The organism is Staphylococcus sp. 8AQ, assembly GCF_902506595.1.
GTDB lineage: Bacteria > Bacillota > Bacilli > Staphylococcales > Staphylococcaceae > Staphylococcus > Staphylococcus pasteuri.
In genome coordinates this window covers 705,434-730,773 of the sequence record NZ_LR733871.1, presented here as the reverse complement: position 1 = coordinate 730,773, position 25,340 = coordinate 705,434, and the positions used below count along the sequence as shown (strand labels likewise).

Sequence of the window (25,340 nt, the reverse complement as noted above, 5' to 3'; positions counted from 1 at the left end):
TATTTTAGCGATTCTATACTTTAAGATTCTGTAAAATAGTTTAAATTAAAGTATAAATACTTTTCATCGTCATTACTATCCCCTACAATTTGGGAATAGTCATAAAAAATTATAATCAAGATAAATATATGGAGTAGGAGTCAGTCATGAAAAAAATTCTCAAATACTCACTTATTTTCTTCTTTCTATCATTAATTGGTCATAGTTATGTTATTTATAAATTCTATCATGACGGCATACTATTTACTGGCCCTAATGATGGTATGGAACAAATGGTACCTATCCAGATGTACTTATTTAATCAATGGAGTCATGGTAATTGGTTTTATTCATCTGACTTTGGAATAGGTGGAGATTTCTTTACAGATTTAAGTTATTACTTTTCAACCAATATTATATTCATTATCAATGTTTTAGTAATTATGCTATTAAAGCTATTCATACATATTGATACTACACAATTATTATTTTGGATGAACAATGCGCTTATCGTTTCAATTTTCAAAGCAAGTTTAGCGCTTTATTGTACATATTTATATGCAAAGCACTTAACAAAAAATCACATCATTAGCTTGTTAATGGCATTTTTATTTGTAATTTCACCTTTGTATTTCAGATTTACAGTATACTGGCCGTTTTTCAGTGATGTGTTTATTTGGTTGCCATTATTGTTATATTCGATTGAACGATTTTTTAAAACTAAAAAAATAGGTTTATTCATAACATCAATGACATTGATATTAATTAATAATTTTTACTTTGCTTATTACTTACTCATTATCGGTGCAGGATATATTATCATTCGAATCTTGTTTAAACATGACAATGATAAAGTTTCACGTAAACAGGCATTTTTGATTTTCATCCTCAGTGGGATTTTATCTTTAGGGAATAGCTTATTTATTTTCTATCATAGTGTGCAAGGTTATTTAGGTAATCGACGTATTCCATTTACAGGAAAAGTGCCTCGTTTTGAACATCTAGATGCAAATACAAATTTATTTTTTGATAATTATCTTATTGTCATTTTATTTATTACGATTCAAGCTATTTTATCCTTTAAATTATATAAACATTTTTATTATCGTTTGTTTGCTATTCTAACTTTTGTATTTATTTTATTTAATTTTGTACCGTTTATAGACCAGTTATTTAATGGATTCTCTGCCCCACAAAAAAGATGGCATTTTATCATTGCATTTAATTCAGCTATGTTAATAGGACTTTATGTTAAATATTTTAAAACTGTAAAAATTAAATCTTATCTTCTAACAAATATTATTGCGCAAAGCGTCATATTTATAAGTGCCTTCGCCTATCATACTTATGTTGCTTGGATGATATTTGTACCTATAGTTTCTCTTATAGGATTGTTGATTTTAGTACTCAATGATAAAACAAGCCGTATTAAATTATCATATTTATATATTGTTGCTATAGCTTTATTAAATATCATGGTGTCATTTGTATTTATTAAAAATCAAATTTATTTTGAAGATCATAAGGATAGAGCTAATACGTTCTACTTAAATTCAAATATGTATAGTTCAGATTTACAAAGATCACTAGTTAATCAAATGAAATCATCTAAACGTGAGGATGAGCGTATCGATTGGAGAGTTAATGAGCAAGATAATACACCTATGTATCAAAATTTCAAAGGATTGAGCCTATATTCAAGCATTTTCCATCATAATATTCTAGATGATTATTATGATGATTTAAAAATTAACTTAGCAGAGGAATCATTAAGTAGGTATCAATCTACAAATGGTAGACAAAATATAGCTAGTCTTTTCTCAATTCGTTATCTCATGTTGAAAGAATATCAAGATAATGTCCCAAGTTACTTTAAAAAGGTTAAAAAAGCAGGTCAATATTCAATTTATGAAAACACACTAAATCTGCCTTCAGTTAAAGTTACAAATAACGTTTTTAATGAAAAGTCTTTAAAAACACCAATTGACCGTGAACATGCCATGTTAGATGGTGTTGTTTTAAATAAAAAAGGACAAAACTATCATAAAAAAGCAGATAATTTACTAAACAGAGTGAAAATTTCAAGCGACAATATTTCTAAATTAAAGCATCATAATATTAAAGTTACTCAAAATACAGGACATATTAAACTTCATATTCCTAAAAAATTAAGAACTCAATATACTGATTTTTACTTAACGATGAAGATCAAAAGAGGTGTTCCAGATAGCAATTATACGGTCAACGTAAATCAATATAATAACAATCGTCTATATAACGATTCTGTATACCGCACAGGTGTAGATACCCAATTATACCGTGCTCAACCAGATAAAAATGGCGATATCACGATTCAATTATCTCCTAAAGGTACATTTAACTTACAATTATTAAACCTAAATGGTGAAAATTATGATACGCTCAAAAAAGCAAAGCAACATGCAAATTTTAAAATGAATTATCAGGACATTAAAAATGGTGTGAAAGTCAATTTAGATCAGCATAATAAAGGTATTGCGACCATCAATATTCCTTATAGAAAAGGTATGAAAGCTTTCGTAGATGGTGAAAAAACAGAAGTCTATAAAGCTAATGGCATGATGACAGGAGTTCCAGTAAATAAAAATGACAAAACGATCATCATTAAATATCAACCACCTTTATGGAATACAATGATTTTTATATCAATAATTAGTATGATTGTAAGTTTGATATTTATTAAATATTTAAAATCTATAAAGAGAAAGAAGAGAAAGCATAATGTATAAAAAGATCACTTCCAATCCTTATTCATTTCTATTATTAATTATCATTGCAAGTGCTATTTTATCACTATGCATTTATCTCCCTTTCATTTATCTTTTTATTACTAAAGGAACAGTGTTTAGTGGTAATGGAGATGGATTCAGACAAATGATGCCATTTCAAATGTATTTATATGAACATTTCTCTACTTTCAAAGGATTCTATGATGAATCCTTTGGTTTAGGTGGAGATTATGTAAAAGGACTTGCCTATTATTATTCAATGTCACCTCTTATGTGGATTAACTTTGGTTGGATTTGGATTTTAGAAAAAATAGGATTAGCGCACCCACACGATATCAATTTTTGGCCTGCAAACCAATTAATAATGGCGTATGTTAGAACCGTTCTTACATTTATTTGTACATTTTATTTCTTTAGATATTTAAAATTCAAACCTACTTCAGTCATCTTAGCTACAATAATGTATTGTATTTCTACAGTTGTTATCTACTACAATTTTACATGGTCTTTTTATGGTAATTTATTAATTCTATTACCACTTTCTTTACTCTCTATGGAACGTTTCTTTAGAGAAAAGAAAATTGGACTTTTTATATTTGCCATTGGTTTGACCCTTTTTATGAATTTTTACTTTAGTTATTATCAAGCAATCGTATTAGGATTTTATTTTATTTATAGAATAATCATGACGCATCCAAAAGATATTGTGACTAGATGGCAAAAATTCTATATGCTTCTAATTGCTGTAATATTAAGTGTATTAAGCAGTATATTTGGATTGTTTACAGGACTTTCTTCATTTTTTAACAATGATAGAGCACAGAATTCTAAATTTGAAATCACTTTATTGACAGATCTTACAAACAGTAATTTTAATATTTTTGCAGATGGATTTTATATAACGATTACTTTTATAACAATTATTGCTTTATTTTCATTCAAATTATATCGTCATTATTATTTTAGATTATTTGCCATAGTGACATGGATATTATTGATTGGCTCATTATCACAATACTTTGATAGTGCATTTAATGGTTTTTCAATGCCCCAAAGACGTTGGGTTTATGCATTAACGTTATCTTCTAGCGCATTAGTTGCATTATTAATACAGCATATTAGTGAATTATCACTTAAAAAATACTTAATAGTTGCAATACCTATTAGTTTATATGGAATCATTTACTTTTTGGAAGCAAGTCATACTATTTATTGGATTCCGGTATCAATCATACTTATTGTCGTATTAGGTTTCATCATTAAAAAACCTATGCTTGCTAATCAATGGTGGCTCCAACTTTTATTAATATTACTCATTTTTCTACAACAATTAGCGATTGAACATGTGACTTTTAAGAAGACAATTGAGCCTTATCAATCAACGATGAAGGATATCAATGATCCTAGCTATAGAGGTCATACTTTAAACGATAAAATACAACAAATTAAACAATCACAGTCCAACCCATTGTCTAGAATCGATTACATGTCTTTTTACGGGTTAAATTCACCATTCATTTATCACTATAATGGGATTTCTTTATACTCAAGCATTTTTGATGGAGACATTTTGAAGTATTATGATAAGACAATGCAAATCAATATGCCAGTAGATAAAAATAGTACTTATCGTTATCTAGGCAATCGTGCAAACTTAATGGCATTATGGGGTGTAGAAGATCGACTTAGACATCCTAACGATTTAAATATGCCTTATGGATTTAAAAAGAAAGCGTTAATTAACGACAGCGGTGATCAATGGATTCATTCACATAATATGATGCATTATCCAGCTGCACATATTACAAATAAAATATATGATGCGAAAGATTTAAAATCTCCTTTAGATCAAGAACAAGCTATGCTTCAAGGTGTTGTATTTAATCAGAAAGACGATAAATCGAATACGTCTTTCAGTTCAAATCCAAATCTGTTATCACATACTAAACGTACGTTAGTTAATGCTAAACGACTTGATAATAATCATATTGAAGTTACTAAAAATAATGGAGGTATTCATCTTCAATTACCTCAATCCATTTCTAAACAATATAAAGATTTATACGTTGAAATGGATGTTGAATTATTATCACCAGATAAAAAACATACAGTAGGTGTAAATGATTACAGTCAAAACCGTAATGAGCTCACTTATAAATATCGACGATTCGTAAGCCCAGTTACAATGCGTATTAAATCATCAGATGATTTAAATATAAAACTATCTAAAGGAAAATATCGTATTAAAGTTAAAGGTATATATGGCGAAAATTATCAAACATTAAAACAAAGTACGCAACAATTAAAACATGTACATATTGATAAACAACGAAATGGTTATACAATTAAAAAAGATAAAAATGACAGTGGTTATTTAGTTATGCCTATACCTTATGCTAAAGGAATGAAGGCATCTATTGATGGTCATACAGAAAAAGTTGAAAAAGCAAATGGTATCATGACAGCTATTCCTGTTAAAAAAGGACAAGAAACGATTAAACTAACTTATACACCACCTCATTTTTACTTATTAATCATTATTTCAATTATTGGTATCATAGGCAGTATAATATTCACTAAAAAATTAAATAAAAGTAATTAAAAAAGTGTGAGTCTTATCAAATGTTTAAGTTGATAGGACTCACACTTTCTGTATAGATTTTTAATAACATTAAAGGATTTGTATTCACAAACGAATATATACCCATTCATACAAAAAGCCACTAAGCTATCATATTAAGATAACTTAATGGCTTTTCTAAAGTATAGTCTCCATACGTAACTACGTTATTAGTATGCTGATTAACGAATTTCTTGGATTCTAGCAGCTTTACCACGTAAATGACGTAAGTAGTATAATTTAGCACGACGTACTTTACCGCGACGTTTAACTTCGATTTTTTCGATTTTTGGAGTGTGTAATGGGAATGTACGTTCCACACCTACACCTGAAGAAATTTTACGAACTGTGAAAGTTTCTGAAATTCCTCCACCACGGCGTTTGATTACAACACCTTCGAATACTTGGATACGTTCACGTGAACCTTCAATGATACGAACGTGTACACGTAAAGTGTCACCAGGACGGAATGAAGGTAAATCTGTACGTAATTGTGATTTAGTTACTGCTTCGATTAACTTATGATTACTCATTATAAATTCTCTCCTTCAACCTATGTTCTTGCCTAGACAAATGTATAGCAGCGGATCATAGTGATTTTTAGTGCTTTTTCACACTTAAATTATGTTAGCACAACGTTAGTCGTTTTTCAATTGGTTTTTATATGTTTGTATGATTTTTTTATCTTTATCAGTCAAATCATATTGTTTTAATAAATCTGGTCGTTTATTTAATGTACGAATAATTTTCTGTTCATGACGCCACTCATCAATATGTGCGTGATTACCTGATAATAACACATATGGTACTTTTAAACCTTTAAATTCTCGTGGTCTTGTATATTGTGGAAATTCTAATAAACCATCTGAGAATGAATCATCTTGATGTGATTGTTCATTACCTAATACACCAGGAATGAGTCTAACAATGGCATCTGTCATCGTCATTGCAGGTAATTCCCCACCTGTTAATACATAATCACCCATAGATATTTCATCAGTGACTAAATGTTCCCTAATACGTTCATCATAGCCTTCATAGTGGCCACAGATAAACACAACGTGCTCTGCTTCACTTAATTCTTGTGCAATTGCTTGGCTAAATGGACGTCCTTGAGGACACATTAAAATAACTCGAGTATTATCTGTTCTGTTTAAGTCTTCCATTGCATTAAACACTGGCTCAGGCTTTAAGACCATACCTTGTCCACCACCAAAGGGATAATCATCAACTTGATTGTGTTTATTGATAGAATAGTCTCTAAAATTAATAGTATTCACTTCAATAATATTTTTGTCTTGAGCTCTTTTTAGTATCGAATGGTTAAGCACGCCATCAAACATCTCTGGAAAAAGTGTTAAATAATCAATTTTCATTAATCTAACAATCCTTCCATTGGCGTGATAATCACTTTTTTACCTTCAACATCTACTTCTTTAACTACATCTGCAATATAAGGAATTAAATATTCTTTATCTCCTTTTACAACCCAGACATCGTTAGCTCCAGTTTCAAAAATACTTGTAATTCTACCAATAGGTTGTTCATTATCATCAAAGACAGTACAACCTATAATATCAGAATAATAAAATTCATTTTCTTCTAATTCTATTTCTTCATGGTCTCTTTCTTGGTAAAGCGTAGCACCTTTTAAATATTCGATATCATTGATATTATCAATGCCTTCAAATTTCAACATATGAAATCCTTTATGTACACGATATGATGTTATAGTTAAATCTTTTTCAGTTTGATTTAATTTAGCTGTTAACACTTCTCCTGGTTGAAAACGAGTATCTGTAAAATCAGAATTAGATTTTACTTTCACTTCTCCTTTAATTCCATGAGTATTAACGATTTGTCCTACTTCTACTTCCATTAATACTAACCTCCTTATATTGCAAGTTTATTTCATAATATCACTTTACCATTGATTAAAGTTATTAGTTATTGATTTGTTATAAGTAAGACATTGATATAAATAAAAAAGGCACCAAATAATGGCGCCCTAACTAAATTTATAGATTAGTCAATAATGACTAGAATTATTTAGTGTGTTTTTGGTCATCAAATTTTTTCAAAATACCTTCTCTTGATAAGATATTGTGAACTGTATCTGTTGGTTTAGCACCGTCTTTTAACCATTTTAATGCTAATTCTTCGTCAATTTTCACTTCTGGAGCATTAACGTGTGCTGGGTTGTAAGTACCGATTTGTTCGATGATACGACCATCACGTGGTGAACGTGCATCTGCAACTACGATACGATAGAATGGGTTTCTTTTAGAACCTAAACGAGTTAAACGAATTTTAACTGCCATTATAAAACTCTCCTTTGAACATTTCAATTTTTATTTTCTACAAGAATAAATAATAACAGGTATATAAAACTTTGTAAAGACATTTTTCTTTACCAAATCTAAATTCATGAAATGAATTGTAGATTTGGTTATGCATTAGCTTTAGCTAAGGCGTTCCTCTTCGTTACTTTTTTCTGAAAGAAAATTAGTGTTGGTTATGGGAGTGGGACAGTTAAAGTTTAATTTACAAGGGACATCAATAAACAAAATCATGTGTATTAAACAGCTTACTAAATTTTAAATAATTACAACTTTAACGTCGTCCCACCCCGGCAAGGTTGACTAGTATAGAAAAAAGCTTAAAAAGCGCATTTTCTATACAGACAACTACTGCCAATATAAGATTTTATCCCTTTATATCAATATATTTCAAACATATCTGTTCTAAATTCATGAAATGAATTGTCATAAATAGGTTCCTAATCGTACATACGATTAGGTTAGTCATACTATTTCGTTTCACAAAAAATATGACTTTATATGCCTTAGCTTCAGCTAAGGCATTCCTCATACATAAAAAATTCCAACAGACTGAAATCTGTTGGAATATATAAAATATTAGAAAGGTAAATTCATGCCTTTTAGCATATTTTGCATTTGATTACGTTTTGCTTTTTTACCTTTACCGCCACCAGTAAATTGTTTCATCATTTTCTTCATGTCGTTAAATTGTTTCATTAAACGATTCACTTCTTGTAATGAACATCCTGAACCTTTAGCGATACGCTTTTTACGTGATACATTTAACATTGCTGGATTTTCTCTTTCACTAGGTGTCATTGATTGGATAATCGCTTTAATATGGTCGATTTGTTTATCGCTCATATTAAGTTGATCTAATCCTTTCATCTTATTCATACCTGGAATCATTTTCATTATGTCATCCAATGGTCCAAGATTTTTAACCTGATCAAGTTGCTCTAAGAAGTCATCCAATGTAAATGATGAATCTCGCATTTTTTTCTCTAAATCTTTAGCTTTTGTTTCATCAACATCTTGCTGTGCTTTCTCAATTAAGCTTAGTACATCACCCATACCTAAAATACGAGATGCCATACGTTCTGGATGGAATAGTTCTAAACCATCTAATTTTTCACTCATACCTACAAATTTAATTGGTTTTTGAGTAACGGAACGAATTGATAGCGCAGCACCACCACGAGTGTCACCATCTAACTTAGTTAATGTTACACCCGTTACATCTAATTGGTCATCAAATGATTGAGCTACATTAACAGCATCTTGACCAGTCATAGCGTCAACAACCAACATAATTTCATTAGGTTTCGCTATTTCTTTAACTTCTTGAAGTTCATTCATCAATGCTTCATCGATGTGTAAACGACCTGCCGTATCAATAATAACAAAATCTAAATGTTCTTCTTTAGCGTGTGCCAATGCGTTTTGAACAATTTGTTGAGGTTTAACTTGGTCACCTTCACTATAAACAGGTACATCCAATTGTTTACCTACTGTTTGTAATTGGTCAATGGCAGCTGGTCTGTAAATATCTCCAGCAACTAACATTGGTTTTTTATTATATTTTTTACGCATTAAAAGCGCTAATTTACCAGCAGTTGTTGTTTTACCTGCACCTTGTAAACCTACCATCATGACAACAGTTGGTGGTTTATTAGCCATTTTGATAGATGAATTTTCGCCACCCATTAAATTAGTCAATTCATCTTGAACAATTTTAATGACTTGTTGTCCAGGTGTTAATGACTGCATTACATCTGAACCTAAAGCACGTTCTGAAACAGTTTTGACGAAATCTTTAACAACTTTAAAGTTAACGTCGGCTTCTAATAATGCAAGACGCACTTCTCGCATCATTGCTTTAATATCCGCTTCGGTAACTTTACCTTTACCACGCATTCTTTGCATTGATGCTTGTAAGCGATCCGACAATCCTTCAAATGCCATAATTATTCCCTCCTCATCGTTATTCTAATTCTTCTAATTGATCTATATATTGCTTTAATAATTCTGGTTTATCAAGAGATTGTTTCATTTGATTATAAATATCTCGTCGTTGTTCAAACCTTTTGTATAATCCTAATTTAGCTTCATAATCTTCAACTAAATCGCCAGTTCTTCTTATATTATCATAAACTGCCTGTCTACTCACTATAAAAGTATCAGCAATTTCACTTAAAGCATAATCTTGTAAATAAAATAATTCTAGATAATTTCGTTGTTTATCAGTCAAAAGTGACTGATAAAAGTCGAAGAGATAATTCATACGTAACGTTTTAACTAAATCATTTTGGCTCATTATTATTTTCCTCATGATTATCAGCTGAAACGTCACTACTTTCTTCTGGAATTTCTTCATTTTGTTCAATCATATCTGCAAATAAACCATAAACATAACTTTCGGGATTAAATGGTTGCAAGTCGTCTAATTTTTCACCTAAACCTACATATTTAACTGGTATTTTAAGTTCATTTCTAATAGCTAACACAATACCACCTTTAGCTGTACCATCTAATTTAGTTAATACGATACCTGAAACATCTGTTACCTCTTTAAATGTACGAGCTTGTGATAATGCATTTTGTCCAGTTGTGGCATCTAAACAAAGTAATGCTTCATGTGGCGCGTCTGGAACGGCTCTACCAATAACACGTTTAACTTTTTCAAGTTCTTGCATTAGGTTAGATTTATTTTGTAAACGTCCTGCTGTGTCACATATTAAAATGTCTACTTGTTTATGTTTAGCAGCATTAATTGCATCATACATTACAGCTGCAGGATCTGAACCTTCACTTTGGCTAATCACTTCTACACCAACACGTTCGCCCCAAACTTTTAATTGTTCAATAGCGCCCGCTCTAAAAGTATCACCTGCTGCAAGCATTACTTTTTTACCTTCCATTTTATAACGATATGCTAATTTACCGATTGTTGTTGTTTTACCTACACCATTAACACCAACCATTAAAATAACATTTAAACGTCCATCTTCTAAATTCATCACTTCAGATTTATCATCTTCTTGGTGATAAATTTCAACAATTTTTTCTACGATAACTTCTCGTAAATCTTCTGTCTCTTGAATGTTACGACGTTGTGCTTCAACACGTAATTCTTCAGTAAGTTGCATTACCGTATTAAAACCAACATCAGCTGTAATTAACATTTCTTCTAATGCTTCAAAGAATTCTTCATCAACTTTTCTATAACGCGCTATTAAGTTATTTAACTGTTCTTGGAAATTTTCACGAGATTTTTCTAATCCAGCTTTAAATTTCGCTCCGATTTTTTGTGCTTCTATTTCTTCAAAATCTTCAATTGAAATTAATCCATCTTCATCAAAGTCAGCTTCACTTAACTTTTTAGGTTTCTTTTTAGGTTTTTCTTCTTCAATTTCATTTTGTAACCCTTGTTGTGAATCGTCAGTCTTTTTCGAAGACTCATCAATTTCTTCCTCATTGGATAATTCTTTTTCTATATCTTTTTCACTCGATCCTGAAAATTTATCTTTTAAGCGTTTAAAAAAGCTCATGCTTCTTCCTCCTTCATAACCTCATCTATTGTATTTAGGTTAACACTTACTAATTTAGATACTCCTGATTCTTGCATCGTAACACCATACAAACGATCTGAAAATTCCATCGTTCCTTTACGGTGCGTAATCACAATGAATTGCGTTTGATCAGATAACTCATTGAGATATTGAGCATATCTGATGACATTTGCTTCATCCAATGCCGCTTCGACCTCATCTAAGATTACAAATGGGGCTGACCTTACTTTTAAAATAGCGAATAATAAAGCTATTGCGCTTAATGCACGCTCTCCACCACTTAATAATGATAAATGTTGTAATTTTTTGCCGGGGGGTTGCACGATAATATCAACGCCAGCTGCTAGATAGTCATCTTCAGTGAGTTGTAACTCAGCCTTACCACCGCCGAACAGTTGTTTAAACACATTACTAAAATGATTTTGAACAGCGTGAAACGTCTCTTTAAATCGTCCTTCTACTTCTTTATCCATTTCATTAATAATTTGTTCTAATGTAGATTTTGCCTCACGCAAATCTGTTCGTTGTTCATTTAAGAAAGTGTAACGTTCATTTAATTCTTCAAATTGTTCAATTGCATTTAAATTAACTGGGCCTAATTCATCAATGGACATTTTTGTTAATTTAACCTTTTTACGTAAAGAATCGATCTCTTCATCATTGTCATAAAGCGTACGTGCTCTTTCTACCGTAAGTTGATATTCATCATTAAGATGATCAATAGCATGATTGATTAATACATCTAATTTAGATTGATTTGCTTTAATATCTTGGTAATGATTTTCGATTGACAATAAATCTTGGTGACATTCTTGAAGCTTATTATCATTGTCTTCAATCATTTGATTTAAGTCAACTCGTTGTTGTTTAACTTGATCTAGTTGTTGATTTAATTCAGTTCTTTCACGTTCTTTATCCTTAATTTGTGTTCGAATTTTATCAAACGCTTGCTCACCCATCATTTCATCTGAATTAAATAATTCTATTTTTTCTTTAATAGTATCAAGTTGTTGTTCTGTACTTTGTAATTGTTTATCTAAACGTTCGATGTCTTGTTGTTGAGCTTTAATACGCTCTTTGACTACTGCTAAATCTGATTGTTTTTGATGCAGTTGTTGTTGTGTTTGTGTAGTAGATGCTTTACCTTCTTTGGATAATTTTGTATAACGCTCGATATCTTCTTCAAGTTGTTTTAATTCTGCTTTAATTTCAGCTAAATGTTGTTGCTTTTGTTCGAGTGTTTCTTTACTCTTATCACTTTGATAACCATCATTTTTTTCAAATTCAAATTCTTCATGTTCATCTTTAAGATGTGCTTCTTGTTTCTTCAGACGATCAAGTTCTAATTCATAGCCATGTGCTTTTTCTTTCAAAGTATTATAACTTTGACTGATATCAAAATATTGTTCACTTAATTTTTCAGAATGAGATTGATGGGCTTGAAATTGTTTTTCAAATTCTTGAGTCTGTTGTTGATAATCTGCTAATTGCTTGCGCATTGTTGTAAGTTCATCTTTTTGAGACAAGATGCTTTTTGTTTTACGAGCGCCACCACCTGTCATAGAACCACCAGGGTTAACTACATCTCCATCAAGTGTAACAATTCTTGTACGATAGCGAATTGATCTCGCTAAGTCATTAGCATGCTTTAAGTCTTCAACTATAATTGTATTACCCAATAAATTCTCGACAATGTTTTTATATTGAGACGATACCTTAACAGCATCTGAAGCAATATTCACAAATCCTTCTGAAGATTGTGCTGTTGATTTGATATCTGAAGCTAAATAACGCGGTTGAATTACATTTAACGGTAGAAATGTTGCTCTCCCTAAACTGCGCTGTTTTAAAAACTGTATTGCTTGGCGTCCATCTTTCTCATCTTCAACTATAATGTGTTGTAATGATGCACCTAAAGCTGTTTCGATAGCCTGTGTTAAATGGGATGGAACGTCAATAACTTCTGCTACAGCACCATGAATACCACTTAATTCTTTACCTTTAGCTTTTAATATATGTTTTACGCCATTAAAGAAATACGTATAATCCTCTTCTTGTGTTGCTAAACTATCAATACGAGATTTTAAATTCTCGTTATAACGATAAGCTTGATACAATTTATTTTCAAATTCAGACTGGTGTTGTTTCGATTGAGTCAATTGTTTCTCTACTTCTTTGATTTGTTGTTCAGTCTTTTTCATTTCTTTCAGAGTTTGATTATAATCTTTTTCAGTATTTGAAATGTTATTTTGTATTTCTTTCAATTGATTAAAAGCTTCAACTAATCTAGAATCAAGCCTTGATTTTTTAGCTTCATTTTCATTAATAGTATGCTCTAAAAAACGAATATCATTATTCACGTCTGACTGTTTAGACATCAACTCATAATATTGGTTCTTTATTTCTTCTAATTTTTCATCATGTTGTTCATCAGAAACATATAATTTAGATTCAAGTGTCTTTATTTCTTTATTTAATTCTTTTTGTTTCTGTTTTAATTGATTAAGTGTATGAATTGCCTCTTCTTTTTCTTGTTGAACATTTTCTAATTGAGTCTGTAAGTTGTCTTGTTCTTCTTCAAATCTTGCATTAGTTTCTGACTGATTCTTTTTACGTTCTTCCAATACATTAAGTTGACCAGAGTATTTTTCAAATTCTTCAGTTGCCTTAACTAGGTTATAGTTTAATTGTTCAATCTGTTGGTCTAACTCTTGACGTTTACCTTTATGCTTTTGCAATAATTGATTAATTTGACTTTGTTCAGCCTCTTTATTTGCTTGTTTACCTTTTAAATCATTAAGTTGTTCGTCTAGTTGAGCGTTATCTTTTGTATATTGATCAATATCATGGACAGTAACAATTACATCACTTTTCTCCATTTCTGATGATAATTGTTTGTATTCTTTCGCTATAGCCGCTTCTTCTCTTAAAGGTTCAACGCGTCCTTCTAAATCATATAGAATGTCTTCAACACGTGTTAAATTATCTTCAGTATGATCTAATTTTTGAACGGATTCAGCTTTACGTTTTTTATATTTTAAAACTCCTGCTGATTCTTCGATAATTTGTCTTCGATCTATTGGCTTTGCATTTAAAATTTCATCAACTCTACCTTGAGAAATAATCGAAAATGCCTCTTTACCTAACCCAGAATCTAAGAACAAATCAATAATATCTTTTAATCGTGCACGATCATTATTTAAATAATACTCACTTTCACCACTACGATATAAACGTCGTGTGACTTCAACTTCTTCAGCATCAATTTGTAATTTTTTTGAATGATTATCTAATTTTAATTTAACTTCTGCATAATTTTGGGGTTTGCGATGTTCTGCACCAGAAAAAATAATATCTTCCATCTTAGAACCACGAAGTGATTTTGCAGATTGTTCACCTAAAACCCATTTAATCGCATCAGTAATATTACTTTTACCGCTACCATTTGGACCAACAATTGCTGTAACACCTTTATCAAACTGAACATCAGTATGGTCTGCAAATGACTTAAATCCTACGGCATCTATTGATTTTAAATAAACCATGCTATTCTCCTTATCCAAATCCACGTTGATTCTTACTTCGAAATCAACTTATTGTTTGATGCATATTCATGTTGATTGCATCAGTATTCAACTTATACAAATCACATAACGTTAATCTCTATTGGATGTATTTGTATGTCGTAACATTATTTGTTCTTCATCATTTTATAGGCACGTTCAGCTGCTTTTTGTTCAGATTCTTTCTTAGTTTTACCCTTACCTTCAGCAACAGCTTGCTTTTCTAATATCACTTCGGAAGTGAATAAACGGTGATGTGCTGGACCTTCTTCTTTAATCAAACGATAAGTAACGTCACCTTTGTTTTGTGTATGAACAAATTCTTGAAATTGTGTTTTGAAATCTACAACTCCATCTAGTTCATCATCTTCTACATAAGGGAAGATAATTTTTTCGGCGAATTTCCACACCGTATCTAACCCTTGATCCAAATATAAGGCACCAACAAATGCCTCAAAAGCATCAGAAATAAGGGAAGGTCTAGTTCTACCTCCAGTTTTTTCTTCACCTTTTCCTAACAAGATGAGTTCATTTAATTTAATTTTATTTGCAAATATTACAAGTGAAGGCTCACATACGATAGTCGCTCTCATTTTTGTTAAATTACCCTCTGGTAAATCTGGGTGTTTATCAAATAAATAACGTGAAACCGTCAATTCTAATACCGCATCACCTAAAAATTCTAAACGTTCATTATGAGCTAAACGATCCATATTAAAATCATTGATGAAACTAGAATGTGAAAATGCTTGTTGATATAAATCTATATTTTGATATTCAAAACCTAACTCTTGCATCTTTTGTGCAAATTGTTTTCGAAATTGATTAACCATCTCTGTCTTTTTATGATTGGTCATAAATCTTACCTCCTCAATTAATGATGCGTTAACTATAATTTTACGTGAAATTGCAATAAAACAAAAGAAAAAATCTGAGCCGACACAAAGACGACTCAGATATAGGTTTATTATTTTTCAAGACTATTGATGAATTTAACAGCATCACCAACAGTGTTGATTTTTTCAGCTTCTTCATCAGGAATTTCAGTACCAAATTCATCTTCTAATTCCATTACTAATTCAGCGATATCAAGTGAGTCAGCGCCTAAATCATCTTTGAAAGATGCATCTTCAGTTACTTTATCAGCATCTACACCTAAACGGTCAACGATGATATCTTTTACTTTATCGAAGTTTTCCACGTCGATTCACCTCCTTTAAAAGCGTCTATCCATAGACTATTATATTTTCCCATTTTAGATTCTAAAATACAAGTAGAATTTTAGAAACACTTGCATTTCATGCATAGTGTTTCTTATGCATGAGCTTTAGCTCAGGCGTTCCTTAATACTAATCGCCCCAACTTGCGTTGTCCGGCGATTTTCTTTTCGAAAATCTCTGTGTTGGGGCCCCGGCACCCGCAAGGTTGACTATAAAGTATCACTACTATTTTAATAGTTTAGTGATACTTACACATTAGTTTTAACTAATGTGTTCAATAATTTTAACTAAGTCAACTAATTTGAGCATAATCGTTACATGTACATTCCGCCATTAACATGGATAGTTTGACCAGTAATGTATTTAGCTTTATCAGAAGCTAAGAATGCAACTGTATTAGCGATGTCAGTATCTTCACCAAAACGAGCTAATGGAATTTGACCTAACATTTGTTCTTTTAAATCATCACTTAAAGCATCTGTCATGTCTGAAACAATAAATCCAGGGGCTACTGCATTAACTGTAATGCCTCTTGAAGCTAATTCACGTGCAGCAGATTTAGTTAATCCTACAACTCCTGCTTTAGTTGCTACATAGTTTGCTTGACCAGGGTTACCAACTGCTCCAACAACACTTGATAAGTTGATAATTGAACCACTGCGTTGTCTTAACATTTGAGGTGTAACTTTTTGAATACAATTAAAGACACCTTTTAAGTTTGTGTCGATAACGTCATCCCATTCTTGTTCCTTCATACGCATAAGTAAATTGTCACGCGTGATACCTGCGTTATTAACTAATACATCGATAGAACCAAATTGACTTACGACTTCTTTAATCATAGCCTTAACTTCGTCTCCATTTGCAACATTAGCTTGAATTGCAAAACTTTCGACACCTTTTGCTTTAATTTCTGAAACGACTGCTTCTGCTTTTTCTTGATTGCCTGCATAGTTTACAGCTACATTGTAGCCCTCTTCTGCTAACTGAATTGCAATACTACGACCAATACCTCTTGAAGCACCTGTTACTAATGCACTTTTTGTCATTATTCATTCCATCCTTTCACATCTTCAAGCGTTTGAATTGAAGTTATTTTAACATCTTTATTAATTTTCTTAATAAGACCTGATAAAACTTTTCCTGGACCAACTTCGATAAAATGATCAACACCTTGATCTATTAACCATTCTGTTGATTTAATAAATTGAACTGGTGAATATAGTTGTTTAACCATATTATGTTTAATTACTTCTGGATCAGTTTCACCTTCAGCATTGTAGTTTTGAACGACAGGAAATTGTGCTTCATGCCATTCAAATTGATTAATATACGCTGCAAAATCTTCTTCAATTACGTTCATCATTGAAGAATGGAATGGACCAGAAACTGCTAATGGTAATACACGTTTAGCACCTAAAGACTTGCCTTTTTCAGCTAACTCATCAATCAATGATTTATGTCCAGATACTACGATTTGACCTGGTGAGTTGATATTAGCTGGCTCAATTAATTCATCATCTGTTGAAAGTTCTTTACAAATTTTATCAACTTCATCATAATCCAAACCTAATACTGCTGCCATACTACCTACACCATTTGGAAATGCTTGTGCCATTAATTCACCACGTTTACGAACGATTTTTACTGCATCTTCAAATGATAGAACACCGCTCGCAACTAAACTAGAATATTCACCTAAACTATGACCCATAGTATAATCAGCATTCACATTTTCTAAAGTTTCTAATAATGCAACACTGTGTGTTAATAATGCAGGTTGCGTATTTTCTGTTTCTCCTAATTTACCTTCTTCATCTGTAAACATCGTTTCTAGTAAATCAAAATCAACTGCTGCTTGTGCTTGGTTCAAAATTGTCGTAGCTTTGTCATCTACATTATATAGATCTTGAGCCATACCAACCTTTTGTGCACCTTGTCCTGGGAATACGATTGCTGTTTTACCCATTTGAATCACCAACCATTTCTCTCATAGTTTGTACAATTTGTTGTTCTCCAGCAATTTTTGCTTGGCGAATTGCTGAATAGAATGCTTTAGCATTAGAACTACCATGTGCTTTTACAACAGTACCATCTAAACCTAATAGAACAGAACCACCATATTCTGAGTAATCCATTTTTGAAGCAAATTTATCTAAATCTTTTTTAAGAACAACTGCTGCCAATTTATTTTTGAAACTACTTAGTAATGTTTCTTTCAACATTTTACCAATTGATTTAGCTGTACCTTCTAAGTTTTTAAGTACCATATTACCTGTAAATCCATCGGTAACAACAACATCAACATTACCATCCATCAATGTTTTAGCTTCTACATTACCAGTAAAGTTAAAATCTTGTTGTGCTTCCATTAATTCATAAGTTTTCTTAGTAAGTGTATTACCTTTTGCCGCTTCTGTACCAATATTTAATAATGATACTGATGGTTGTTTGATACCTCTAATTTTTTGTGCATATATATTACCTAATTGTGCATATTGCAATAAATGTTCAGGCTTAGCGTCTGCATTAGCGCCAACATCTAAAAATACAAATCCCTTGCCGTCAATAGTTGGTAAAGTAACTACAAGCGCAGGTCTTGAGACACCTTTAATTCTTCCAACAATAAACAAACCTGCTGACATCAATGCGCCTGTATTTCCTGCTGATACACAACCATCTGCCTCTCCAGATTTTACTGCTTCAGCCATTTTGACCATTGAACTGTCTTTTTTGCGTTTAATTGCTCTAACTGGTTCATCTTCCATTTCAATTTTTTCAGAACAATGTCTAAAATCTATACGTCCATGATTTAAAGTATATTGGTCTTTATCACCAAATAAAATAATTTCTAAATCTTTAAAATTATCTACAGCTTTTTTTACGGCTTCTAATACGATTCCTGGTGCGTCGTCTCCACCCATCATGTCTACTGCAATTTTAACCATTAAATTCATCCTCACTTATATAGAACATTTTAAAATTACCTTTAAATACTAGATTATCTTTTACATAAGAGTTTACTTCTATAAAATAATGTTTATCTGTTTGTTTTATTACTTTTGCTTCAGCTTTCACTGTATCATTTAATTTAACTTTATCCAGAAATTTAATATTACTTTCTTGAGTTAAAACTGTTGGGTTATGTATAAGTGCTACACACAGTGAATTTGCTTGTGCAAATAAAATATGACCTCTAGCTATTGATGATTTCGAAAAAACTGAATCTGTTGTAATTTCAATCATTGATGTAGCAGTATGATTCGGTTTCAACTGTACTAAATCACCTATAACTTCATTAGCTTCCATTGATTTAATTTGATCATAATTGTGTTCTGCCACTAACTTAACACGTTTTCTTAATTCTGGAATATTAAGATGTGTACGGTCTAGTCGAATTGTTTGTATACTCACTTGGAACATTTCACAAAGTTCATTATCAGTAATAAAGGGGTTATTATCTATCGCTTGTTGAATAGCTTGTCTACGCTCGTTTTTCTTTAATTTCACTATCTCACCCCTCATTTTAGTACCAAGTCTTAAACATTCCTCACATATCATAACACTTTCTATTTCAATCCCTCAACAATAAACTATAATAGATATTTAAAATAGTTTTTAGATTATTGAAAATGGCGTCTTAATAGTACTCCAACAATTAATCAAAGCTCATATCTAATAAATTATCTTCAATGAAATGTCTTAAATGATCATAATTTGAATTGAAAAATTCTCCTGATTGAATTAATTCACCAGCTTCATCTCTAGCAACTTCTAACATTCTATAATCTTCTACTATATTTGCAACTAAGAAGTCAGGCAATCCACTTTGCTTAACGCCAAAGAAATCTCCTGGACCTCTCATTTCTAAATCGCGTTCACTTAATTCAAATCCATCCGTTGTTTGTGTCATGATAGTCATTCTTTCAATACCTGTTTCTGTTTTAGGTGAAGCTATAAGTACACAATAACTTTGATGCTCACTTCTACCAACTCTTCCTCGTAATTGATGTAGTGTAGATAAACCGAAACGATCTGCATCATAAATCATCATAAATGTTGCGTTAGGTACATTTACACCAACTTCAACAACAGTAGTAGAAACTAAAATATCAATCTCATGTTGACTGAATCGATGCATTACTTCATCTTTTTCCTCATTAGTCAATTTACCATGTAATAACCCTACTTTATTTTGCCCATAGTATTGTTGTAATGATTCATATAACTCAACTACATTTTGTACATCTTCTAAATGTTCTGAGCTTTCTATAAGCGGACATATCACATATGCTTGTCTTCCTTTTTTAAGTTCGCTTGTCATTTGAGTTAATACTTGTTCATATTGTTCATGCTTGGCCCAACTCGTGATAATCGGCTTTCTTCCTTTTGGTAATTGTTTAATAGATGAAACGTCCATTTCACCAAATACTGATATAGCTAAAGTTCTTGGAATTGGGGTTGCCGTCATAAATAATACATTAGTCATAGCACCTTTTTCTCTTAAACGTTGTCGTTGATTTACACCGAAACGATGCTGTTCATCTGTTATAACCAAACCAACATTTTCAAATGTTACATCATCTTGTATTAAAGCATGTGTACCTATAAGACAATCAATTGTTCCATTTTCAAGTTGTTCAAGTAGAATACGACGTTTTTTTCCTTTTACAGACCCTGTTAACAAGGCTACGTTCATAGTTTCTCCGAATAAATCAATTAAACTTTCTGCATGTTGTTCAGCTAATATTTCTGTTGGTACCATTAATGCCGATTGATATCCAGCCGTTTTTAAGGCATACATACATATAGCTGCTACAACAGTTTTACCGGAACCTACATCGCCTTGTAATAATCTATGCATACGTATAGGTGCTTTTAAATCTCTAAAGATTTCATTCACACTACTTTTCTGAGCATCTGTAAGTTCAAAAGGAAGTGAGTCTATAAAAGATTTCACTTTTTGAATATCATATTTTATTTCGATAGCATCATCTGAGGTCTTTTCCAATCTATTCAACCATTGCATACGCAATTCAAACATAAATAATTCTGTAAAAGCATATGTCCGTCGTGCTCTTAACAAATCATGTTTACTTTTTGGATGATGTAACGTTTTAAGTGTGTAATCTAATGTTTCTAATTTATATTTTGTTCTTAATTCATCTGATAACCATTCATGAATGACCACATCATCTAGTGATTGACGAATATTATCTCGAAGTTGCTTTTGTTTAATGCCTTCTTTAATACGGTAAACCGGCTCTAGTTGCGTATCATTCGAATTATCTTGCTGATTAAAAAACATTCGATTGCCATTAATTTCTTGTTTAGCTCGATTCCATTTTCCCTTTACAGTTACGATACCATTTAATTCGATTTTCTTTTTTAAATAAGGTTGATTAAAAAAGACGCATTTAACGGCAATCTGATTGACCATAATATGTACTGTTAATTTAGACTTATTTCTTCCAAAGAATGCTACAGTTGGAGATGAATAGACTTCCCCTTGAACTGTCACTGTACTTTGATCTTCGGCTTCATTTAAATCTATAACAGTATTATCTTCGTAACGTGTAGGTAAATAAAGTACGAGGTCTTCCACAGTATTAATATTTAATTCTTGTAACACAGCCAAACGTTTAGGTCCAATGCCTTTTATTTGATTTAAAGGATACGGACTTTCTATTAAATTGACTTTCGCCATATTCGATCACCTTAATTTAAATTACTCTATTAAACGAGTTTTGCTTATTAAACTCATTCTACCATTTACATAGCTTAACGTTGATAGAAACGCATTACGAAACTAAAGTTTACATAATATATTTATGTTAGACTTTATTATTATCATTTATTACTAAATATAAAAATAAAACGAGAATGAAGTATACAGCTATCTCTGCATAAAACTTCAATCTCGTTATCATTTATAGTTTACCTATATTACTCTTATTCAACCGCGAATAAATATTGATATATTGGTTGTTGTCCATTATGGTTTTCAATTTCAACATCAGGATAAGTAGACTCAACCCATTCAGTTAATTGATCCGTAATTTGTTGCTTACTATCTTCTCCAGCTATAATAGTTAAAATTTCACTATCTTCACTTAACATAGCTTCTAACAATTGCTTAGTAGCTGTATATTGATCAGCGTCACAAGTTATAATTTTATCTTCAGCAAGACCCATAAACTCATCTTTTTTGATTTCAACGCCATCAATTTTTGTATCTCTAACAGCAAATGTTACAGAACCTGATTTAACAACATCTAATGCATTGACCATATGGCTTTTATTATCTTCTAATGAAGAATCTGCATCAAACTGGAATAATGCTGCAATACCTTGTGGTACAGATTTTGTAGGGATTACTACTGCTTCTGCATCAACGATTTCAGCCGCTTGTTCACTAGCCATTAAGATATTTTTATTGTTTGGTAAAATAATAGCACGTTTACATTCAGACTGTTCAATTACTTTGACAATATCTTCCGTAGATGGGTTCATTGTTTGACCACCACTAATGATATGAGTTGCACCCATCGATTTAAATAATTCTGAGATGCCGTCACCCATAGATATAGTAATAATTGCTGTTTCAACTGTTTGAGGTGTTTCGTGTTTATGATTGTTTGCTTCTTTTCTAATCACTTCACGATGTTGCTCTCTCATGTTTTCAACTTTAAGTTTGATTAATTCACCATATTGTTGTCCGTAATTAAATACTTGACCTGGATATTCCGTATGAACGTGAACTTTAACAATTTCATCGTCATTAATTACTAATAAGGAATCTCCAAATTCGCTCATATCTTGACGGAATTCTTCTTCTTTAAAAGGTTTCTTATCTTTACCAAAACGAACCATCATTTCAGTACAATAACCATAGACAATATCTTCAGTATTGATAACACCATGGAAATCGTGTTCATCATTTACTAAAGTATCAGTATCTAGTTTTGGTTTAGATGCTTCTATAGTTTCACCATTTAATCCTTTTAAAAATCCTTCATATACAGATAATAGACCTTTACCACCACTATCGACAACGCCGACTTCTTTCAATACGGCAAGTAAATTAGGGGTGTTATTTAATGATTTTTCAGCTGCTTCAATAGTTGATTCCATAACTTCAATACAATCATTTGATGTTTCAGCTTTATCCACTGCTGCTTGAGCTGCGTCTTTAGCGACCGTTAAAATTGTTCCTTCAACTGGTTTCATAACAGCTTTATACGCAGTTTCAACACCAGCCTGCAAACTAGCAGCTAATTGTTGAGCAGTAATTTCGGCTTCTGTTTCGATATTTTTACAGAATCCTCTAAATAATTGAGATAAAATAACACCAGAATTACCTCTAGCACCCATTAATAATCCTTTAGAGAATGTTTTACCTAGTTCTCCAATGTTTTGTGATAAATTATTTTCAACTTCTTCACGACCAGAAGTGATTGTAAGATTCATATTAGTCCCTGTATCTCCATCTGGTACTGGATATACATTAAGCGAATCCACTAAATCTGCATTATTAGATAAATTTTGTGCCCCTTGTATTATCATATCGGCAAACAATTTACCATTGATTTTGCTAATCATTTCACGTTGTCCTCCTAAATCTTTTTGCCCGTTTGGTTTAATCTAACACCTTGTACAAAGATATTAACTGAATTCACTTTAACATTAAGTGTTGACTCTAATGTATATTTAACAGTTGACTGAACATTGTTAGCCACTTCTGAAATTTTCACACCATAACTTACTATAATATACATATCTATATCAACATTTCCGTTTTCTTCGCGTACTTTGATACCGCGTGCGTAGTTGTCATGCCCTAAAATTTCAGCAATTCCATCTCTAACTTGTTGTCTAGATGACATACCAACTATGCCGTAACATTCAACAGCTTTACCGCCTACAACAGAGGCGATGACTTCATTCGAAATATCAATTTTACCGTAATCATTTGAAATTTCTAATGTCATATTAATATTCCTCCTGAAAAATAAAGTTATATGTTGCGATTCTCATATAATTAAGCAATCTCATTGCTAAATTTTAATAATTAATATTAGTAAATCATTTGAATTTTTAATGTTTAAATTTCCTATTTCTTTACAGTATCATACTATATTACTCCACAGCTTACAATTATATCATAAAATATCAACAGTTTGCGCCATTAAATTTCAATTTGCAGAACTAATTATTGCCAATTTCGTTAAGTTATGATATCTTAATAAAGTATATAAGTAGTGACGTGTATTTATATTTATTAAAGGAGGTACTTTCATGGGTAAACAATGTTACGTAACAGGTCGTAAAGCTTCGACTGGTAATAATCGTTCACACGCTTTAAATGCGAACAAACGCAGATGGAACGCTAACCTTCAAAAAGTTAGAATTCTTGTTGACGGAAAACCTAAAAAAGTTTGGGTTTCTGCACGTGCTTTAAAATCTGGTAAAGTTACTAGAGTTTAATAAATATAATGCACTTATAAATAGTCCTTATGTGGAGGATTTATTTTAAAAGAACTTAAAGGAGCTTCCTTTAAGTTCTTTTTTTTATGCAATCATATTTACAAGTAATAAAATAAGGGGGTACTATTTCCAAATAATTATATCTTTCTCTTTCCTATTATTCTATTAGTAATCTTTGTCTTTGCTTCTCATTTGTAAAACATGTCCATGACTAATTTCAATATTGCCTCGCTCATGTTTAACTTCATTTGAAATTGTTAACGTAGATCCCACTTCTAATTTTTCTTGTTGTAATTCATATTTAAATCCAGTTAAAGAAATAACTGGTTCACCACTCATAGGTATAAATGAAATATAAGGATAATTTGAATTAAAATCTACTATATAACAACCAGGTGTCAGTAATGTAATTTCATTTTGAGTATCAATAATCTTAAACTTGACCCCTTTATTAATATATTCAGGTTTTAAGAGTAATTGAATAACACCCATAAAATGATCTAAACGACCACCAGTCGCGCCATAAATATTAATCTCTTTATACCCTTCGGCGACTGCTTGTGCTACACCGAGGCCTAAATCAGTATCATCCTTTTCTGCTTTCACTGGATGTATATTTAATTGTTGGGATAAAATGTGACGTTCTTCATCGTTTACTGAATCAAAATCACCAACCGAAAATTCAGGAATAATTTGATGCTTTAAGAGAATTAAGGCACCTCTATCTATGCCGCCCCAAATATCTTCACGGTGTTGATCAAATAAATCATTTGGAAGATTTCTATCAGAGCACATTAAATTGATTTCCAT

At 31.5% G+C, this 25,340-nt stretch carries 21 protein-coding genes; 3 read left to right on the top strand and 18 right to left on the bottom strand.

What is annotated here, in order from left to right:
• Nucleotides 1–146 precede the first annotated feature (146 nt).
• Nucleotides 147–2,747 carry a YfhO family protein gene (locus GVY01_RS03715; protein WP_159333647.1) on the top strand — a complete coding sequence of 867 codons (2,601 nt, stop codon included), beginning with the start codon at nt 147–149 and terminating at the stop codon, nt 2,745–2,747.
• The gene (locus GVY01_RS03710; RefSeq protein ID WP_017637116.1) at nt 2,740–5,349 is read left to right on the top strand and encodes a YfhO family protein; all 2,610 of its coding nucleotides are present in this window, start codon (nt 2,740–2,742) and stop codon (nt 5,347–5,349) included. Before GVY01_RS03715 ends, GVY01_RS03710 begins: the two co-directional genes overlap by 8 nt.
• 200 nt (nt 5,350–5,549) lie before the next feature.
• On the opposite strand, the gene rplS is transcribed toward GVY01_RS03710, so the two are convergent.
• From rplS to GVY01_RS03625, 17 genes are all read right to left on the bottom strand, one after another.
• Complete coding sequence (gene rplS, locus GVY01_RS03705; RefSeq protein WP_017637117.1) at nt 5,550–5,900, bottom strand: 50S ribosomal protein L19; 351 nt, start codon at nt 5,898–5,900, stop codon at nt 5,550–5,552.
• Between the two features lie 105 nt (nt 5,901–6,005).
• Entirely contained in the window at nt 6,006–6,743 is a 738-nt protein-coding gene (gene trmD / locus GVY01_RS03700) for a tRNA (guanosine(37)-N1)-methyltransferase TrmD (protein ID WP_159333646.1), read from the bottom strand.
• A complete protein-coding gene (gene rimM, locus GVY01_RS03695) occupies nt 6,743–7,246 on the bottom strand; it encodes a ribosome maturation factor RimM (RefSeq protein WP_017637119.1) in 504 nt (167 codons plus the stop codon). Before rimM ends, trmD begins: the two co-directional genes overlap by 1 nt.
• A gap of 166 nt (nt 7,247–7,412) precedes the next feature.
• A complete protein-coding gene (rpsP, locus tag GVY01_RS03690) occupies nt 7,413–7,688 on the bottom strand; it encodes a 30S ribosomal protein S16 (RefSeq protein ID WP_017637120.1) in 276 nt (91 codons plus the stop codon).
• 597 nt (nt 7,689–8,285) lie between these two features.
• The gene (ffh, locus tag GVY01_RS03685; protein ID WP_017637121.1) at nt 8,286–9,653 is read right to left on the bottom strand and encodes a signal recognition particle protein; all 1,368 of its coding nucleotides are present in this window, start codon (nt 9,651–9,653) and stop codon (nt 8,286–8,288) included.
• A gap of 19 nt (nt 9,654–9,672) precedes the next feature.
• Entirely contained in the window at nt 9,673–10,005 is a 333-nt protein-coding gene (locus tag GVY01_RS03680) for a putative DNA-binding protein (RefSeq protein WP_017637122.1), read from the bottom strand.
• Nucleotides 9,992–11,239, bottom strand: a complete 1,248-nt coding sequence (ftsY, locus tag GVY01_RS03675) for a signal recognition particle-docking protein FtsY (protein WP_017637123.1) — start codon at nt 11,237–11,239, stop codon at nt 9,992–9,994. Before ftsY ends, GVY01_RS03680 begins: the two co-directional genes overlap by 14 nt.
• Nucleotides 11,236–14,805, bottom strand: coding sequence for a chromosome segregation protein SMC (gene smc / locus GVY01_RS03670; protein ID WP_159333645.1), 3,570 nt, complete (start codon nt 14,803–14,805; stop codon nt 11,236–11,238). The genes ftsY and smc overlap by 4 nt, the downstream gene beginning before the upstream one ends.
• A gap of 146 nt (nt 14,806–14,951) precedes the next feature.
• Entirely contained in the window at nt 14,952–15,680 is a 729-nt protein-coding gene (gene rnc / locus GVY01_RS03665; protein WP_017637125.1) for a ribonuclease III, read from the bottom strand.
• 110 nt (nt 15,681–15,790) lie between these two features.
• Entirely contained in the window at nt 15,791–16,024 is a 234-nt protein-coding gene (locus GVY01_RS03660) for an acyl carrier protein (RefSeq protein ID WP_000426914.1), read from the bottom strand.
• Nucleotides 16,025–16,357: 333 nt separating this feature from the next.
• Entirely contained in the window at nt 16,358–17,092 is a 735-nt protein-coding gene (gene fabG / locus GVY01_RS03655) for a 3-oxoacyl-[acyl-carrier-protein] reductase (RefSeq protein WP_017637126.1), read from the bottom strand.
• Nucleotides 17,092–18,012: an ACP S-malonyltransferase gene (gene fabD / locus GVY01_RS03650; RefSeq protein WP_017637127.1), complete on the bottom strand. Its 921-nt coding sequence runs from the start codon at nt 18,010–18,012 to the stop codon at nt 17,092–17,094. Before fabD ends, fabG begins: the two co-directional genes overlap by 1 nt.
• Nucleotides 18,005–18,991, bottom strand: coding sequence for a phosphate acyltransferase PlsX (gene plsX, locus GVY01_RS03645; RefSeq protein ID WP_017637128.1), 987 nt, complete (start codon nt 18,989–18,991; stop codon nt 18,005–18,007). The genes fabD and plsX overlap by 8 nt, the downstream gene beginning before the upstream one ends.
• The gene (gene fapR, locus GVY01_RS03640; RefSeq protein ID WP_017637129.1) at nt 18,984–19,553 is read right to left on the bottom strand and encodes a transcription factor FapR; all 570 of its coding nucleotides are present in this window, start codon (nt 19,551–19,553) and stop codon (nt 18,984–18,986) included. Before fapR ends, plsX begins: the two co-directional genes overlap by 8 nt.
• A gap of 148 nt (nt 19,554–19,701) precedes the next feature.
• The gene (gene recG / locus GVY01_RS03635) at nt 19,702–21,750 is read right to left on the bottom strand and encodes an ATP-dependent DNA helicase RecG (protein WP_017637130.1); all 2,049 of its coding nucleotides are present in this window, start codon (nt 21,748–21,750) and stop codon (nt 19,702–19,704) included.
• A 245-nt stretch (nt 21,751–21,995) separates the two neighbouring features.
• Complete coding sequence (gene fakA, locus GVY01_RS03630; protein WP_017637131.1) at nt 21,996–23,645, bottom strand: fatty acid kinase catalytic subunit FakA; 1,650 nt, start codon at nt 23,643–23,645, stop codon at nt 21,996–21,998.
• Between the two features lie 14 nt (nt 23,646–23,659).
• On the bottom strand, nt 23,660–24,034 hold the full coding sequence (locus tag GVY01_RS03625; RefSeq protein WP_017637132.1) for an Asp23/Gls24 family envelope stress response protein: 375 nt from the start codon (nt 24,032–24,034) through the stop codon (nt 23,660–23,662).
• A 307-nt stretch (nt 24,035–24,341) separates the two neighbouring features.
• Here GVY01_RS03625 and rpmB point away from each other — a divergent pair, with 307 nt between their 5' ends.
• Nucleotides 24,342–24,530, top strand: coding sequence for a 50S ribosomal protein L28 (rpmB, locus tag GVY01_RS03620; protein ID WP_002435210.1), 189 nt, complete (start codon nt 24,342–24,344; stop codon nt 24,528–24,530).
• A gap of 165 nt (nt 24,531–24,695) precedes the next feature.
• Here the strand turns inward: rpmB and GVY01_RS03615 are convergent, their stop codons facing one another.
• Nucleotides 24,696–25,340, bottom strand: a complete 645-nt coding sequence (locus GVY01_RS03615) for a thiamine diphosphokinase (protein WP_108017111.1) — start codon at nt 25,338–25,340, stop codon at nt 24,696–24,698.

Excerpts from the sequence above, each read along its gene's own strand:
- GVY01_RS03715 (WP_159333647.1), top strand. The coding sequence starts at position 147 with ATGAAAAAAATTCTCAAATACTCACTTATTTTCTTCTTTCTATCATTA.
- GVY01_RS03710 (WP_017637116.1), top strand. The coding sequence starts at position 2,740 with ATGTATAAAAAGATCACTTCCAATCCTTATTCATTTCTATTATTAATT.
- rplS (WP_017637117.1), bottom strand. The coding sequence starts at position 5,900 with ATGAGTAATCATAAGTTAATCGAAGCAGTAACTAAATCACAATTACGT.
- trmD (WP_159333646.1), bottom strand. The coding sequence starts at position 6,743 with ATGAAAATTGATTATTTAACACTTTTTCCAGAGATGTTTGATGGCGTG.
- rimM (WP_017637119.1), bottom strand. The coding sequence starts at position 7,246 with ATGGAAGTAGAAGTAGGACAAATCGTTAATACTCATGGAATTAAAGGA.
- rpsP (WP_017637120.1), bottom strand. The coding sequence starts at position 7,688 with ATGGCAGTTAAAATTCGTTTAACTCGTTTAGGTTCTAAAAGAAACCCA.
- ffh (WP_017637121.1), bottom strand. The coding sequence starts at position 9,653 with ATGGCATTTGAAGGATTGTCGGATCGCTTACAAGCATCAATGCAAAGA.
- GVY01_RS03680 (WP_017637122.1), bottom strand. The coding sequence starts at position 10,005 with ATGAGCCAAAATGATTTAGTTAAAACGTTACGTATGAATTATCTCTTC.
- ftsY (WP_017637123.1), bottom strand. The coding sequence starts at position 11,239 with ATGAGCTTTTTTAAACGCTTAAAAGATAAATTTTCAGGATCGAGTGAA.
- smc (WP_159333645.1), bottom strand. The coding sequence starts at position 14,805 with ATGGTTTATTTAAAATCAATAGATGCCGTAGGATTTAAGTCATTTGCA.
- rnc (WP_017637125.1), bottom strand. The coding sequence starts at position 15,680 with ATGACCAATCATAAAAAGACAGAGATGGTTAATCAATTTCGAAAACAA.
- fabG (WP_017637126.1), bottom strand. The coding sequence starts at position 17,092 with ATGACAAAAAGTGCATTAGTAACAGGTGCTTCAAGAGGTATTGGTCGT.
- fabD (WP_017637127.1), bottom strand. The coding sequence starts at position 18,012 with ATGGGTAAAACAGCAATCGTATTCCCAGGACAAGGTGCACAAAAGGTT.
- plsX (WP_017637128.1), bottom strand. The coding sequence starts at position 18,991 with ATGGTTAAAATTGCAGTAGACATGATGGGTGGAGACGACGCACCAGGA.
- recG (WP_017637130.1), bottom strand. The coding sequence starts at position 21,750 with ATGGCGAAAGTCAATTTAATAGAAAGTCCGTATCCTTTAAATCAAATA.
- fakA (WP_017637131.1), bottom strand. The coding sequence starts at position 23,645 with ATGATTAGCAAAATCAATGGTAAATTGTTTGCCGATATGATAATACAA.
- GVY01_RS03625 (WP_017637132.1), bottom strand. The coding sequence starts at position 24,034 with ATGACATTAGAAATTTCAAATGATTACGGTAAAATTGATATTTCGAAT.
- rpmB (WP_002435210.1), top strand. The coding sequence starts at position 24,342 with ATGGGTAAACAATGTTACGTAACAGGTCGTAAAGCTTCGACTGGTAAT.
- GVY01_RS03615 (WP_108017111.1), bottom strand. The coding sequence starts at position 25,340 with ATGGAAATCAATTTAATGTGCTCTGATAGAAATCTTCCAAATGATTTA.